Source organism: Bifidobacterium olomucense, from assembly GCF_012932375.1.
Lineage (GTDB): Bacteria > Actinomycetota > Actinomycetes > Actinomycetales > Bifidobacteriaceae > Bifidobacterium > Bifidobacterium olomucense.
On record NZ_JAAIIG010000001.1, the window covers coordinates 362,756 to 377,801 of the forward strand.

Below are 15,046 nucleotides of genomic sequence, written 5' to 3' on the forward strand. Positions count from 1 at the left end.
AAACATTGGGTAAGGATGATGCGCCGCGATTATGCGCTGGAAACGGCTTGTCGGGGAAGGGATGCGTCGATGGTTATGGGATATGGCGTATTTGGCCATGTATCTGGCGATGATGATGCATCCGATGATGCGCACGATGGCGTCGGCGCCGTTCGAGCCAAGTCACGTCGATGGAACCGGCGATCTCGCCAATATGATGACGACGCCGTTGACGTTGTCGATGATTGTGATGATATCGACGTGCAGGACGTGAATGAGGATGATCTGGATTCGGCTTCTTGGGGCGATGAGCCGGTATCCGGCTGGGGATATGCGCCAGTCGAGCAGGATCCATGGTCGGATGCGCTTCAAAGCGGCAAGATGTCTGGACGTAGCGCGTTGTCGGGGAATCATGTGACGGCGGGGGACGTGATACCGTTCGCTGCATTGCGTACTGATGTCACGACGTCGGTGTCACGTGCCGTATTGGACCGCGCGCGTGGCATTATGCGGCAAGCTGACACGATGTTCGTCAAACCCCAATACGAGGCTGATTCGCATACCGGTTACGCTGATCTTTCCGCGTTGGTGCGTGGCACCACCAGTCCTTCGAGCCGTTACCGCACTGCGGTGCAGATTGATATGGAGACCGGAGAAGTAAGCGGCGGGACATGTACTTGTCCCGCGTACGGTCGCGGATACGGCATGTGCAAGCATATGGCGGCGCTTGCCTTGGAGTTCTGCGACGAACCGCAACGATTCGAAGGATACGGGGCCGGTGCGGTTCGACCCTCGCGGTCGTTGCTCGCGTATATGGAACGAGTCGATAAGCAGGAAAGTCAGCGCAAATCCGCCCGGCGCCGTGCTGTGATGAGTCGAATCGGCGATCAGAACGCCGGCAGGGACCAGCGGAAATTGCGGTCCGGCAGAAGGCGCGGTGGCCGTCCTGACGATCGTGACGGGTATAACGGGCCCAACGACACGGTCGGTACCGGTCAGGTATGGCTTAAGCCCACGTTGAGTTTTCTGGACGGAGTTTGGAGTGTCGAGTTTCGCATCGGATCGGATGCGGTCGGCGCTGATTACGTGCTGAAATCAATTCCGCGATTCATTGACGTCATGGCGCACAACGAATACGAGGAATACGGACGCAAACTCGCTTTCACACATGTGCCGGACATGCTGGATTCCGGTTCTCGCCCGTTGCTCGGCTTTCTTCAATCCGCAATCGGCATACGTCGTGCAGCTGAACAGCAGGACCGTTATTACGGACATATCGCCATTGACCGACGACTGACGTTATCTGCTTCGGAAGTCGCACGGCTACTCTCGCTGCGCGTGGGATTCGGCGTGCAACTGGTCCTGGACTCATGGTTCGCCGGTCAGCCGGCATTCGTGCCAGTGGATGAGGGCGAGCCTGAGCTGAGTTTGCACCTGCGACGCCGTGATCTCACCATGCATGGAGCTGATATCGGCTACATGTTGCATGGGGAACCTCCGATCTCAACCGTTGTCGAGGGAGAGCGGGAGACATGGCTGTTGCTGGCATCTGACAATCCGACGCAGTACATGTCTGCAATGATGGCGGGATCCCAGCGCATCAGTGCTGCGGGTTGCCGTTTCGTGCGTTGCCCGAAACGATTGCAGCCATTGCACGGTCTTCTGGAGGAACTGTTCCGAACCGGCGGGCGGGACCAGGTCATCGGAGCGGAAGACATTGCTTTGTTCGCCCGTACCTTGCTGCCGCGATTGGTGGAGGCCGGGCTGCTGGAGGCGGGGGAAATCCCTCGTGAATTGGCCGAGCTCAGCCCTGCCGAATGCGTACCGTCCTTCTACCTGGATCGGGATGAGCATGGCGTGCAGTGTGAAGTCAAAGCGCGTTATGGCAATGCCCTTGTACCGTTGCTGCCGGGAGGAGCAGCCATGTCCGTGCAAGGTACAGCCGAGACGGCACATGACTTTGGAGGCACCGCCGTCATCGGACGTGATTTCGATACCGAGCATCTGGCACTTGATGTTGTACGGGAATATTTCACATTGCCTGGTGAACAGATCTCCGCCGATACGCATAGTCCCCGTAACGCAGCACAGGCGCGGGGAAGACGGCAGCGCGTCGGCGGCGGCATACGCGGGGTTGCCGGCAATGGTGCTGCCATCATCGACAAGGATGACACACATCGGATTGTCCGTCTGTTTGACGAGGGACTGTCCTCCTTGCGGGAAATGGGCGAAGTATTCACTACGCCGGCTTTTGACCGTCTTGTCGCTCCGAAAGCGCCTACGGTCAAGGTCGGATTGTCCGTACGGGGCAATCTGGTGGAAATATCGCCCATTGCCGATGAAGTGCCTCCGGACGAAGTCGGCTCTTTGCTTGCCTCCTATCGAAGACGGCAGCGTTACCACCAGCTGAAGGATGGTACGCTCGTCGCCTTGAGCGGAGCGCAGCTCAACACCTTGGACGCGCTGGCCCGTGATCTTGATCTGAGCGAAGACGATCTCAACGCCGGTGTTATCGAACTGCCTGGCGGACAAGCGTTTCTGCTGGATGGCGAACTGCCGGATGACGGCAGCGACGTGGTCAAGGATGCCTCATTCGTGGACTACATCGACGACATGAAGGTTATCGACCCGACATCCTATGTGGTGCCCGAATCGCTTCAGCCTATTTTGCGCCCATACCAGCAGGAAGGATTCCGATGGCTCAGCACCTTGTGCGACAAAGGCTTCGGCGGCATTCTGGCCGACGAGATGGGACTGGGCAAATCGGTGCAGCTCATAGCGTTGCTGCTTGCTCGATATGAGCATATGCGCGGCAGTGATGCCGTCCCTCCGTCATTGATCGTCTGCCCGGCATCTCTGGTATATAACTGGGCGGCGGAATTCGCCAAATTCGCGCCCGCACTCAACGCGGTAGTCGTCTCCGGCAGCAAATCCGAACGCCGCATGGCCATCGGACGTGCCTTCCAGACAAGCGAACCCACCGTACTCATCACCTCGTATGACTTGTTGCGCCGAGATGTCGACGAATACGTGCGGCAAACCGCCGGCACAACCGGCGACCAGGCGACCGAACTGCCCGGATTCCTGATTATGGCCTTGGATGAGGCGCAATACATCAAAAACCATACGACGAAAATCGCCAAAGCGGTCAAATCGGTACCATCCAAACATCGGTTCGCGTTGACCGGAACACCAATCGAAAACCGGCTTTCCGAGCTGTGGAGCATATTCGACTTTCTGATGCCGGGATTGCTGGGATCTTACAAGCGGTTCCACGAGCGTTACGAGCTGCCCATCGCCAACGGACGTGCGGCGGACTCCTCAACGCCGGAAGGCAATGCCGCAGCTCAAGTCAATCCTGAGTCGGCCCGTGTGGCCCACAAGCTGCAGTCCTTGGTGGGCGTGTTCATCAAGCGCAGACTCAAGTCTCAAGTGCTTACGGATTTGCCGGACAAACTGGAAACCATATTGACCGTCCGGCTTGAGGGAGAGCAACGCAAGCTGTACGCCGCTCATGAGCAGCGGTTGCGTATGCAATTGGAACATAGTGACCAATCCGATTTCAACACCTCGAAAATTCGTATTCTCGCGGAATTGACGAAGCTACGGCAAATATGCTGCGATCCGAGATTGTTGTACGCGAATGCCAAAGACCAATCGGCCAAGCTCGCCGCCATTGCCGAACTGGTGGAAACCTGCGCGGACGAAGGCAAGAAAGCACTGGTATTCTCCCAATTCACCAGCTTCCTCGCGCTGATCGCCGAACGTCTTGACTCGATGGGGCTGAGCTATTACACCATTACCGGGTCCACGGCGAAGAAACGCCGTCTTGAACTGGTCGATCAGTTCAACGATGATGCAACTCCGGCTTTCCTCATCTCATTGAAGGCCGGCAACACCGGACTGAATCTGACCGGTGCCAGTGTGGTCATCCATGCCGACCCGTGGTGGAATGCGGCTGCGCAGAATCAGGCCACGGATCGTGCGCATCGCATCGGCCAGACGCAGAATGTCAACGTATACCAAGTGGTGGCCAAAGACACCATCGAAGAGCGCATCCTTGAACTGCAGCACACCAAAAGCGAGCTGGCCCGTCAGTTCACCGACGCTTCGTTGCTCGTCGGCGGCCGTGACGGTGAGACGGACGATACCCTTGCCGGGCAGACGCCGGTTTCCATCGCTACGCTTACCAGGGATGATCTACTGGGTCTGTTGGGATAAATCCCCCAAGAGCATATTCCAACCGGATGATCCCTTGGAATATGCTCTTTTTCGGGTTCGGGGCCTTTGGAGCGGGAGGCAAGGCCAAGTCCTGTTTTCAAAGGCTCATATGCCTGAATTATGCGCGGCCATTGATGAATGTGGATGAACGTGCGCGCACAGTTCAGAGAATCTGTTCCATGCCGATACGGTACGGGGTCAGCCCCATGTGCTCGTAGAAGGCCTGGGCGCTGGGATTGCAGGACCATACGTTCAATGTCACGTTGTAGCAGCCGGATCGACGGGCGAAATCCAGCACATACCGGTACAACGCGGAACCCACATGCAGACCGCGTGCGCGTTCGTCCACGCACAGATCATCGATGTACAGGGTCCTGATATCCGTAAGCACATGACTGCCGGGATGCTGCTGGAATATGCAGAACGCATACCCCACAAGCGTTCCCTCATCGTTGAACGCGGCGAACACCGGCGTCTCATCATCGGCAAGAATGCCGACAAGCTCATCGTCGGTATATTTCTTCGCACCGGCTTTGAACAAATCCGGACGCCCCTGATGATGCACCTGCGCCACCTGATACAGCAGATCATCGATGCGAGAAATATCGGCCGCATTGGCGCGGCGAATCGTCAAGGCCGGAACCTTCGCTGCCGTGGCAGCATCCATTGCTTTATCCGTTGTCATGTCTTCAGTCATATCACCTCAGGGGTTGCTGCATCCCGTGCTTCTCGTCCTGCTGTCCATGCTATTGGCGGCTATTGGCATGTCGCCGCACGAATGGCGGCTACTGCTCGAACGGGAACTTCAGATCCCAGCGGTCACGAATCGCATCCATAAGCTCCATGATGCGCAACGTATCCGCATGCGGCATGGCCGTACACTCAATGCTCCCGTCCAGCAATGCCGAGGCTGCGTCTGCAACCTCATATTCGTAGCCGGTCAGCTGGGCCGGGGCCTCAATGCGGCGAACCAGCTTATGGTCATTGTCATACACGTCAATGGCTTGCGGATTGTTGATGTTGGTGACCACCAGATATCCTTCGGTGCCCCATACGTAACCGCCACGGTCAGATGTGACCAGCATCGAACTGACGGATACGGCCATCGTGCCGTCGTCATAGTACAGCGTAGTGGAATTATGCGCGTCCACGCCGGTCTGCGGCCACGGCGACATCGACGTCTCGAAATGATCGATCGTGCGACCATGATCGGCTCCGATCGCCATGTCGAGGAAATTCAACGGGTAGACGCCCACATCCAGCAGCGCACCTCCGGCGCATTCCGGATCGGTCATACGGGCCTTGTCGGAAACCGGGTAGCACAGATTGGCGCTCGCTGCCTTGGCTGCGCCGATCTCGCCGGATGCGATAACGTCATTGATCAACGTACGGCTGGGCATGTATCGCGTCCAGATCGCTTCCGTGCACAGCATACCGGTCTCCTCGGCCACGGCAAGCATCGCGCGAGCCTGTTCGGCGTTCGCTGTGAACGACTTCTCCACAAGCACGTTCTTGCCGGCGCGCATGCACAACTCGGCTTGCTTGGCATGCAGGCTATGTGGGGTGGCGATATAGACGAGGTCCACATCCGGATCCGCCGCCAATTCCTCGTACGAGCCGTATGCCTTGTCAAGATGCCATTGGTCGGCGAACGCCTGCGCGCGATCTGAGTCGCGTGCCGCCACCGCATATGGATGAATCCATGATGCGTAACGCGGGTCCGACGCCATTCGGCCCAATGTATCCGCCATGGTATGTGCGATGCGGCCCGCGCCCAAAATGGCGACGTTGACCTTGGCCTGCCCGCTTTCGACCAGTGCTCGGTTGCCGTTCAGTCTGCTCATATGCTCCTCCTTGAACAAGAGATGATGCCGGATGCTGTCATTGCTGGTTCATTCGTTGAACTATAAGCGATTATAGGGGAGGATCGGAATGGTGACGGGATGGCGGCGGCGCGATCGCGGCGCGATTGCGGCACAATGGTAGGGCTGGTGGACGGTCTGGGCCGGAGACGTGGACGGTTGCGCTCGAATGGCCATGTCCGGTCATGTCCCAACGGCCGGATAGAACCGAGGTATGGAAAATGAAGCCGTGCAGCAGCCCGCGTCTCTGGTGACGTCCCCGACAACGCCGTCCCCGGTCATGTCGCGCAGGGCGCGTGAAATTAACCCGTTCCGAGCGATGGTGTTCGGCGAGAAGGCGGACACGATGATCGCCCACGGTATCGACGTCATCAAGCTCAGTCTCGGCGAGCCCGACTTTGGAGCGCCGCCCGCCGTACGTGACGCGATGCGCGAGCAGTATGACGGCCGCGCGTTGCCATATACCGCCGCCATGGGGTTGCCTGAACTGCGGCAGGCCATCGCCGACTTTTACCGTGACCGGCATGATCTTGATATCGATCCCAAGCGCATCTGCGTAACCGCCGGCGGTTCCGCGGCGTTACTGCTGGCTACCGCTCTGACGGTTGACCCCGGTGATGACGTTATCGTCGCTGATCCTTCCTACCCGTGCAATCGTGAGCTTGTCCGCTCGTTCGAGGGTAACGTTATCGATGTGCCTACTTCGGCGGCCACGCGCTTCCACCTGAACGCCGACCTGTGCCGTGAATACTGGACCGATCGCACCAAAGCCGTGATGATCACGTCTCCCTCGAACCCGACCGGCACCACCATCGACTTCAACGTGCTGAAGGACGTTACTGCATTCGCCGCCGAGCATGGGGCATGGCGAATCGTGGACGAAACCTATCTGGACTTGGCGGATCGCGAACCGGATGGCACCGAAGTCAAGTCCGTGCTCGCCTGTGATCCGGGTGCCATTGTGTGCAACAGTTTCTCGAAGTTCTTCGGCATGACCGGATGGCGTCTCGGTTGGGCTATTCTGCCGGACGACGCCACCGTGCTTGAGGCGGTGGATGATCTTGCCACCAACTATTACCTGTGCGCCCATACGCCTACGCAGCATGCGGCACTCGCGTGTTTCACCCCCGAAAGCCTGGCCGAATGCGAGGCGCGTCGTCAGGAGCTGCTGGCCCGCCGGCGCATTGTGATCGATGGTCTCAAGCGCATCGGCTTGCCGGTGGAAGTGGAGCCCAACGGTGCGTTCTACGCCTACTTCAACATCTCCCGCACCGGCTCGGATGCCTGGACGTTCTGTGAACGTGCATTGGAGGAGACCCATGTGGCGTTGACTCCGGGGCGTGATTTTGGTGCCGCCACCGCGAATACGCATGTGCGTCTGAGCTACGCTGCCTCGCGTGAGGCGCTGAGCGAAGGGCTGGAACGGCTCGGCAAGTTCGTGGCGACGCTGGAAAGCTGACAATAGCCGAACATAAGACGCCGGTAGAGCGGACTGGATTCGGACTGGATTCGTCTTCGGTCACTTGAGGGGTCTGGGAGTCTGAGGAATCGGAAGAGTCTTCAGGGGCTATAGGGAAAAAGGGATTACAACAAGAAATGGTCAATTTGCGTTCGCATACCACGCGCCTCGGCGTGCTTGATATCGGCTCCAACACCATCCACATGCTGATTGTGGATGCCGCTCCCGGTGCACGACCCGATCCGGAAGCCAGCACGAAATCCACCGTGCGCCTGATGAAGTATCTCAAGGACGATGGCTCGATCAAGAAGGCTGGCGTCGAGGCGATTCTCGCCGCTGTGGACCAGTGCATGAAGCTTGCTGAAGAATACGAAATCACCCAGTTGTTGGCCATGGCTACATCCGCGCTTCGCGAGGCGCCCAACGGCAACAAGGTGATTCATAAGATTGAGGAGCGGATCGGCCAAGGCGTGACTGTGCTGTCCGGTACGGACGAGGCTCGTTTGACCTTCCTCGCCGCCCGCCGTTGGTATGGCTGGGATGCCGGACGTCTGCTCGTGTTGGATATCGGCGGAGGATCGTTGGAAGTGGCGATGGGATCCGATGAGGAGCCGACTGTGGCGTTGTCCGTTCCGGCCGGTGCCGGACGAGTGACTACCGAATTCCTGCCCTCAGGCACCGCCACGCCCGAGGAACTTGAGGAAGTGCGCAAGAATGTGCGCAAGGTTCTGGAACCGATGGTCAAGGTGTTCCCGCAGTCCAAGCATCCCAACCATGCGGTCGGTACCTCCAAGACATTCCGTTCTCTGGCTCGACTGTGCGGCGCCGTGATCCGTCAGCCCGGTCGTGAAGATACGTGGATTATGACTCGTGAACAGTTGGAGGATTGGATCCCTCGTTTGGCTGCGATTGCGCCTGAACAGCGTGTGGCGTTGCCGGGCATCACGCCTGAACGCACGATGCAGATCGTGGGCGGTGGCGTAGTGGCTGACGAAATCATGAAGGCCCTGAATATTCAGGAAGTCGAAATCTGTCCGTGGGCGTTGCGCGAAGGTGCCATTCTTCGCTGGCTTGATCAGTTCGGCCGCACCCGGTTGGGATTCTGACGCACGCGCCAACTTGGCGATGATGCGCGGTGTTGCGCGGCGCTGGGCAGTGTGGCGCGGCGCAACGCGGTGTCGCGGCTGTCTGAGCTATTGCGCTATTGCATGACATCCACGGTGACCAGCAACGCCGCGTGGTCGGAGCCGTCCACCTTCACCACTTTGCATTGGCCGGCCCGCATGCCCTGATCGAGCACCACATGGTCGATACCGGCGAACATCGGTACCCCCGAGCGGTTTGTGGGCCAGGAGAAGGTAAAACCATGCCCCGAGGTGCGGGTGGCGTCCAGGAACCGATTGCCGAGAAAATCACGGAACGGCGTGTGATCATACGTGGCGTTGAAATCACCCATAAAAATATAGCGGGTATCGGTATTCGCGCGCATCAGACCCAATTCATCCAGCGAGCGTTTCCATTGCCTCCAATAGCCGGGCACCGGGGCCGTGGTGTGCACCGAAACGAAGCGAATCTGGTTGCCGCCCAAATCTATGGTGCCGCCGGGCATGAATGAGGCGCTGGAATTCACATCGTCATCCTTCGGGTCGGCCAGGGGAGTGGCTGACCACAAGCCGTTGCCGTACACGCCGTCCGACGAGGATATCTGCGAGTAGGGCAGGTAGTGTTCGATGCCTGCCTTGTGGAGTCGTTTGACGAAATCATCCGTCGTCTCCTGCAGAGCCAGCACCTCTACGCGCTGATCGCTGACCAGATCCACAATGGCCTGAGGATCGGCCTGTCCTTTGTACACGTTGAACGTCATCACTCGCGCATATGCGTCGGTGGTATTTGGCTCAGACGAGGCTACGGCGTTATACGCTGCCTGAGGCAACGGATCGTTGGACATGAAAAAGGGATACTGCCAGTAGCCGTTGAGTCCAAGTGCGGCTACGGCCAGCAGAGCGGAGAATACCCGGCGTGATACAACCGCCAGCAGCAACGCCGCAATCGCCGCAAGCATGAACCAGGGCGTGGCGGATACGATAACCGGCACATATGGCAGTTCCTGTAAATCGCTCGGCAACTCGCGCGCGGCGGTACAGATCAACGCAGCCAACGCGAACAGCGTTGCCAGAAAGCCCAGTAGACGGCGATTCCTGTGCTGCGGTGCTGCGGTTTTCGCCTTGGCGTCTCGTGTGCTGTATTTCGATTTTGCGGGACGATTCTTCTGGTTGCGGGTCTTTCCTTTGCCATTGGGCTTGCCTGATGGCGTGGTCGCGGCTCGTACCAAAGCTCTACCCTGCTTTTTGATGGCGGTTCTGTTCGCCGCATGTGGTGATTTCGCCATAGCGCTCCCGATCGTCGTTCCCTGCCTTGCCATATTGCTGTATGCCTGACATGTCTTCTGACATGTCTTCTGGCATGCCTTCTGAATACTTGAACTCGTATGTTGGTTTCGAATGGACTGTCCTACGCTGCCCCTGGGCCGTTGGATTATCTTGTGCGATTTGCCACTGTATCGTGCGAATTTGAGGAAAAGACGATTTTGATGGACTGAAGACGTTTGTCCGCACCAAACCGGCACGTTTTGTTCGCATCGGCGGCGTCGGGGAACAGGCCGTGTACAATGGAACGTCGTTGCCCGAGTAGCTCAGTGGATAGAGCACCGCTCTCCTAAAGCGGGTGTCGTCGGTTCGAATCCGATCTCGGGCACTTGCCATACGGCAAGGCAACTCTCGAATGATCAGTATTCGGATGGCTGTCCATAAAGTGACTTCTTGATATGCAGGTCGTCGTGGCTGCGGTATGACTGTAAGCCATGAGCGATAGCGATAAGGAATACGACTATTACGTGGCCGGCCCGTTCTTCGATCCTGAACAGACGGAAAGCATGGAACGTCTGGAACAGGTGATGGAAGATCATGGGTGCAAGCTGTTCAAGCCGCGATTCGTCAGCCAAATCGAAGATGTCGGTCCGGAAGGATGCTTCGCAGACGATATTCGCGGCATTAACTCCGCCAAAGCGGTGATTGCCAACCTCATGGACGAGGATGCCGGCACTATGTTTGAAATCGGATACGCCTATTCTCGGGGAATTCCCGTATTTGGCTATCGTGAGGGACTTACTCCGATGGACCGTGTGAATCTCATGGTGGCGCAGGCTGTGAATATGGTGTTTTCCGGTCCTGAGGATTTGGCGAAATATCTGGAAACCGGCGAACACACCGAGGTCGATTACATTCAGTTCTGATCGGTTGCGTTGGGTGCCGGGTTTATGGATGACGCGCCGTACATGGCTAAGGGTATCTCATACGGCTTAGCGGTGTATCGGTGCCGATTCTTTTGATCTTCGAGTCAGTTTGGCTTGATCAGGTCGAGCCAGCATATAAGCGGCTATAAACGGTATGTGAAAGGGTGGGGTCCGGAAAGATGGATATGCGTTCGATAATCAGGCGTTAAGTCGTTTAATTGATTTGTCGAATGGATACCAATATTTTATTCAGGCATACGGCAAATCGACATGGGACGCCTCGGATTCCAATCCGATTGCCGTTGGCGCAGTAGAAAAAGGCGAGCCTGTTGCTCGGGCTGAGCTAGATCAGGGCCCTTATGCATCGCGTTGGCAGCGCGCCACGCCATTAGGTCGTGAATATCTGGCTGCAATGGCTGCTATCGGTGATACTTGTACGTCTGCGCAAGTGGCGAACCATATGGGCCGTAGTGTTTCCGATTTATCTTCGATTCGTTTGTCGTTGATTGAACTCGGTCTAATTTATTCCCCGGAGCGCGGTCAGATTGCATTCACTGTGCCTGGTATGGACGAGTTCATACGCCATGCCATGCTGGCTGAAACGCAATCCTATGACGGACGAGGCTGATTAAATTTACTGCGCCCTCCAAATCATGCCGATGTGGGGGATGCCGTCTTCCAGAAATTCGTCGGAGACCTGCGTGAAGCCGAGGTTCTCGTACAGCTTGCGCGCGTAGGTTTGGGCTTCGATGTGCACAGTGTCGGCATGCATACGCTCCTGTGCCACTTTCAGGCCCTCACGCACAATGCGGGTGCCAAGGCCTTGCCATCGGTGAGTAGCTAATACGCGGCCGATGGATGCTTCAGGGAAAGTGATGCCCGGGTCAATGACACGGCAATACGCGGCGATGCCGTTTTCATCGTGCAGGAACACGTGCCAGCAGTGACGGTCCGCTTCATCCACCTCCTGATAGGCGCAGTGCTGTTCCACTACGAACACCGCCACGCGCACACGGTAGATCTCATACAATTCCGCTGCGCTGAGCTCTTCGAACCGTTTTACCGTCAACTGCATGCGGCCAGTGTATAAGCCGCATGCGAATTTCATGTTTGACATGCATGACCGGGCAAGGCGCTAGTGACGATGCGCGCATGTTCGCTCATGCGAATGTTGTGCGCCATGTGCTCGGGGGAGAGGTGAACGGGCCATATACCTCTGGGCCATAAGCATGGGTGCGATATGGTATCGAAACGGTTAGAGCATCTGTAGCGCATATCACACCTGATACTGAAAAACCAGTCTGTTGCATTCGTGATCGGTTCCGTAAGCTAAGAGTCTATGAATGAACGCAATAGCATTATGGCGGCAACGTCCATTGAATCATCGCAGCTGCCTCAGGCCGATCGTGGCGCGGAGCATATGCAAGGCCATTGGGTGCTTGCCCAGCTTGGCAAACGCGTGCTCAGGCCGGGTGGCGAGCGACTGACCAAACACATGCTGGCGCACCTGCCGATCGCCGGTAAGCGCGTGGTGGAGTTCGCGCCGGGGCTGGGCCGCACTACTCGGCTGATTCTGAATGCTGGCCCTGCCGGGTACACCGGCGTCGACCGGGACGAACAGGTGGTGAAGATCATTGGTCCGCTGGCTGCATCGGTGGGCGGTACATGCATCAATGCCGACGCTGCACAGACCGGCCTGCCGGACGAATCGGCGGACGTGGTGATTGGCGAGGCGATGCTGACCATGCAGTCCGAACGCGGCAAGCATGCGATCATCGGCGAGGCCCATCGCATCCTGAAGCCGGGCGGCGTATATGCGATTCATGAAATGGGTCTTGCACCGGACGATTTGGACGAATCCATCAAGGATTCGATTCGCAAGGATCTGGCCCGCGCCATCAAGGTCAACGCACGTCCGCTGACCGCGGCCGAATGGCAAGCTGTACTGGAATCGGAAGGATTCGAAGTGCTGTGGAGCGGCGTGGAGCCGATGGCCCTGCTCAAAATACGCCGCAATCTGGCGGACGAGGGCATCGGCGGCGTGCTGCGCATCATGCGCAATGTGCTGATGCACCCGGATCTGCGTGCGCGCGTGTTCGAGATGCGCCGCGTATTCAATACGTATGGTGATGCGCTCACCGGCATCGCGTTTGTGGTACGGCGCAAGGCTTGATACCCGCAACCTGGACTGCGAGACTAAGCTGGTACCTAAGTCCAATATCGCAAACGTAGGTTGTGCATGGCATCGAAGCCGTGTGCAACATTGACAATTGGCAACTTGCCTATACTGAAGGAGCCTGGTATGACTGACGCAATCAAAGCCCAAAACACTGATCCGATGGTCATGGAATTCATCGATGACTTGAATCCGCTGGTCGAAGTCCAGCCGGAGGCCACTGTCTCCCGCACGGTGATGCAGGTGGAGGGGGCCAATGTGGTGCTGTTCTCCTTTGACAAAGGCCAGGAGCTCAGCGAGCACACCGCCGCCATGCCGGTGCTGGTGCAGTGCCTCGAAGGGCATCTCAAGGTGACCGGCGGCGGCAAGACCGTGGACCTCAAGCCGGGCGGCATCCTGCATTTCCCGACCCGTCTGCCGCACGCGGTCTACGCCGAGGAAGCTTCCAAGATGATGCTGATTATGATGCGTCACTGATTGGCGTTAGCGCAGTCGTGCTCACACACGCCCGATTTCGCGGGCGGGATTGCCTGCCACGATGCTTCCCGCTGGCACGTCATAGGTCACGACTGCGCCCGCGCCCACGATGGCACCGTCGCCGATGGTCACGTTCTGCAGCACGATGGCTCCCGCGCCGATCCACACACGTTTGCCGATGGTGATGGGCAGACTCATGGTGGTGGCGCGGTCCATCGGATTCTTGCTGTGGTTGATGGTGATGAGCTGCACGTTCGGGCCGATGAACGTACCGTCGCCGATGGTGATGCCGCCGCGATCCATCAACGTGCAGCCCCAGTTGATGAGCACGCCTCGGCCGATTTCGATATTGTGCCCGAAATCCGTGTAAAACGGGGGATTCAAACGAAAAGACGGGTCGACCGGATGGCCGACGATGCGTTCGAACAGGGTGTGTGTCTCCTGCGGTTCGTGGTAGCCGGTGTTGAGCTCGACGCAGAGCCGTTTGGTCTCTTTGATAATGGTGGCGATGGCGCAGTAGCCGGGATCGTATGGGTTGACTGGCTTCCCGGTGCGGTCGTGTTCAAGAATGTCGGCTGCTTTGGTTGTCATGATGGCTCCTTGGTGGTGTTCTGCCATCATTGAACCGCGTGAGTTCAGGTGCCGTCTAATACCTATGGTTTATGCGATCGCATGCCGTCGAGGCATTGTTCACATGGTTTGCAGGAACTTGGCGAACGCTGCCGCCGCGGGGGATGCGGTTCCCTGCTTCTTCCACACCAGCACCGAGCTGCTTTCCAGCGGTGGCGCAAGACGTATCCCGCGCACTCCCGGATAGGTGGTGCCAAGGTCAAGGCACGGGTACAGTCCGAGACCGCTGGATGCCATTGCCGCGCCATTGGCCGGTAGGTTACATGTGCCGGCAATGTTGAGATGCGCGGCATAAGGCCCGAACCAGTTCATCACCACACGGCGCACCGGCTCGCGCGCGGGCAGGATCAGCGCCTCATTGGCCAGATCGGCGGGTGAGAGGGACTCTTGGGCTTGCAGAGGGTGGCCGTCCGGTATCATCGCGCACCAATGTTCGGTGATATTGGTGCGCAGGAATTCATATCGGCTGGTATCCACCGGGTCGGCGAGCAGGCCGAAATCCAACAATCCCTGTTCAAGCTGATCCTGAATCACATCCGCAGTGGTGCTGACCACATGGAAGCGCACGCCGGGATGCAAAGTGCGGAACGCTGCCATGCGATCGGCAAGGAAGGTCATGGCACGTACCTCGCCACAACCGGCCATAATGTCACCGCTTAATTCGTAGCTGGATTGTTTGAGCTCGTATTCCGCCTTGTCCGCCAAGGAGACGATGGTTTGCGCGCGGTCGCGCAGCAGCCGGCCGGCTTCGGTCAATGTAATGGTGTGACTGCCGCGCTCGAATAAGGTGACGCCGAGCTCCTCTTCCAGCTGTTTCAACTGCCGGGACAATGTCGGCTGGGAGATGCGCAGCAGCTGCGCCGCCCAGGTGATGTTGCCTTCCTCGGCCACCGCCAGAAAATACCTGAGCACGCGCAATTCCATGATGATTGGTCCCCATTCGCAGCTGA

Annotated in this window: 14 protein-coding genes and 1 tRNA gene; 8 read left to right on the forward strand and 7 right to left on the reverse strand. The window is 58.0% G+C overall.

The features are described from left to right. Positions 1-69: 69 nt before the first annotated feature. Complete coding sequence (locus tag G1C97_RS01570; RefSeq protein ID WP_169240195.1) at positions 70-4,200, forward strand: DEAD/DEAH box helicase; 4,131 nt, start codon at positions 70-72, stop codon at positions 4,198-4,200. A 163-nt stretch (positions 4,201-4,363) separates the two neighbouring features. On the opposite strand, the gene G1C97_RS01575 is transcribed toward G1C97_RS01570, so the two are convergent. Together G1C97_RS01575 and G1C97_RS01580 are read right to left on the reverse strand one after the other, a co-directional pair. After that, the gene (locus G1C97_RS01575; RefSeq protein ID WP_169240315.1) at positions 4,364-4,867 is read right to left on the reverse strand and encodes a GNAT family N-acetyltransferase; all 504 of its coding nucleotides are present in this window, start codon (positions 4,865-4,867) and stop codon (positions 4,364-4,366) included. A 118-nt stretch (positions 4,868-4,985) separates the two neighbouring features. Next, positions 4,986-6,044 carry a Gfo/Idh/MocA family protein gene (locus G1C97_RS01580; protein WP_169240196.1) on the reverse strand — a complete coding sequence of 353 codons (1,059 nt, stop codon included), beginning with the start codon at positions 6,042-6,044 and terminating at the stop codon, positions 4,986-4,988. A gap of 232 nt (positions 6,045-6,276) precedes the next feature. Here G1C97_RS01580 and G1C97_RS01585 point away from each other — a divergent pair, with 232 nt between their 5' ends. Continuing rightward, positions 6,277-7,521 (forward strand): pyridoxal phosphate-dependent aminotransferase, encoded by a 1,245-nt coding sequence (locus G1C97_RS01585; RefSeq protein WP_169240197.1) that lies wholly within the window; start codon positions 6,277-6,279, stop codon positions 7,519-7,521. Between the two features lie 137 nt (positions 7,522-7,658). After that, on the forward strand, positions 7,659-8,627 hold the full coding sequence (locus tag G1C97_RS01590) for a Ppx/GppA phosphatase family protein (protein WP_169240198.1): 969 nt from the start codon (positions 7,659-7,661) through the stop codon (positions 8,625-8,627). A 95-nt stretch (positions 8,628-8,722) separates the two neighbouring features. Here the strand turns inward: G1C97_RS01590 and G1C97_RS01595 are convergent, their stop codons facing one another. Next, positions 8,723-9,910, reverse strand: a complete 1,188-nt coding sequence (locus G1C97_RS01595; RefSeq protein WP_240950949.1) for an endonuclease/exonuclease/phosphatase family protein — start codon at positions 9,908-9,910, stop codon at positions 8,723-8,725. Continuing rightward, complete coding sequence (locus tag G1C97_RS01600; protein WP_169240199.1) at positions 9,858-10,229, reverse strand: hypothetical protein; 372 nt, start codon at positions 10,227-10,229, stop codon at positions 9,858-9,860. The genes G1C97_RS01595 and G1C97_RS01600 overlap by 53 nt, the downstream gene beginning before the upstream one ends. Here G1C97_RS01600 and G1C97_RS01605 point away from each other — a divergent pair. The 3 genes from G1C97_RS01605 to G1C97_RS01615 all read left to right on the forward strand — a co-directional run bounded on the left by G1C97_RS01605 (position 10,203) and on the right by G1C97_RS01615 (position 11,441). Next, positions 10,203-10,275, forward strand: a tRNA-Arg gene (locus tag G1C97_RS01605). The two genes, G1C97_RS01600 and G1C97_RS01605, sit on opposite strands and share 27 nt — an antisense overlap. 106 nt (positions 10,276-10,381) lie before the next feature. Continuing rightward, positions 10,382-10,813, forward strand: coding sequence for a nucleoside 2-deoxyribosyltransferase (locus tag G1C97_RS01610; RefSeq protein ID WP_100496196.1), 432 nt, complete (start codon positions 10,382-10,384; stop codon positions 10,811-10,813). 223 nt (positions 10,814-11,036) lie between these two features. Next, the gene (locus G1C97_RS01615; protein WP_169240200.1) at positions 11,037-11,441 is read left to right on the forward strand and encodes a hypothetical protein; all 405 of its coding nucleotides are present in this window, start codon (positions 11,037-11,039) and stop codon (positions 11,439-11,441) included. Between the two features lie 6 nt (positions 11,442-11,447). Here G1C97_RS01615 and G1C97_RS01620 read toward each other — a convergent pair whose 3' ends face one another. Beyond that, complete coding sequence (locus G1C97_RS01620) at positions 11,448-11,921, reverse strand: GNAT family N-acetyltransferase (protein WP_205832458.1); 474 nt, start codon at positions 11,919-11,921, stop codon at positions 11,448-11,450. Positions 11,922-12,152: 231 nt separating this feature from the next. On the opposite strand from G1C97_RS01620, the gene G1C97_RS01625 reads away from it, so the two are divergent. Both G1C97_RS01625 and G1C97_RS01630 read left to right on the forward strand, forming a co-directional pair. Next, positions 12,153-12,986 carry a class I SAM-dependent methyltransferase gene (locus tag G1C97_RS01625; protein WP_205832459.1) on the forward strand — a complete coding sequence of 278 codons (834 nt, stop codon included), beginning with the start codon at positions 12,153-12,155 and terminating at the stop codon, positions 12,984-12,986. Positions 12,987-13,151: 165 nt separating this feature from the next. Continuing rightward, positions 13,152-13,466, forward strand: a complete 315-nt coding sequence (locus G1C97_RS01630) for a cupin domain-containing protein (protein WP_240950969.1) — start codon at positions 13,152-13,154, stop codon at positions 13,464-13,466. A 21-nt stretch (positions 13,467-13,487) separates the two neighbouring features. Here the strand turns inward: G1C97_RS01630 and G1C97_RS01635 are convergent, their stop codons facing one another. Both G1C97_RS01635 and G1C97_RS01640 read right to left on the reverse strand, forming a co-directional pair. Further along, positions 13,488-14,057 (reverse strand): sugar O-acetyltransferase, encoded by a 570-nt coding sequence (locus G1C97_RS01635; protein WP_205832460.1) that lies wholly within the window; start codon positions 14,055-14,057, stop codon positions 13,488-13,490. Positions 14,058-14,156: 99 nt separating this feature from the next. Further along, positions 14,157-15,008 (reverse strand): LysR family transcriptional regulator, encoded by an 852-nt coding sequence (locus G1C97_RS01640; protein ID WP_335341316.1) that lies wholly within the window; start codon positions 15,006-15,008, stop codon positions 14,157-14,159. Positions 15,009-15,046: the final 38 nt, after the last annotated feature.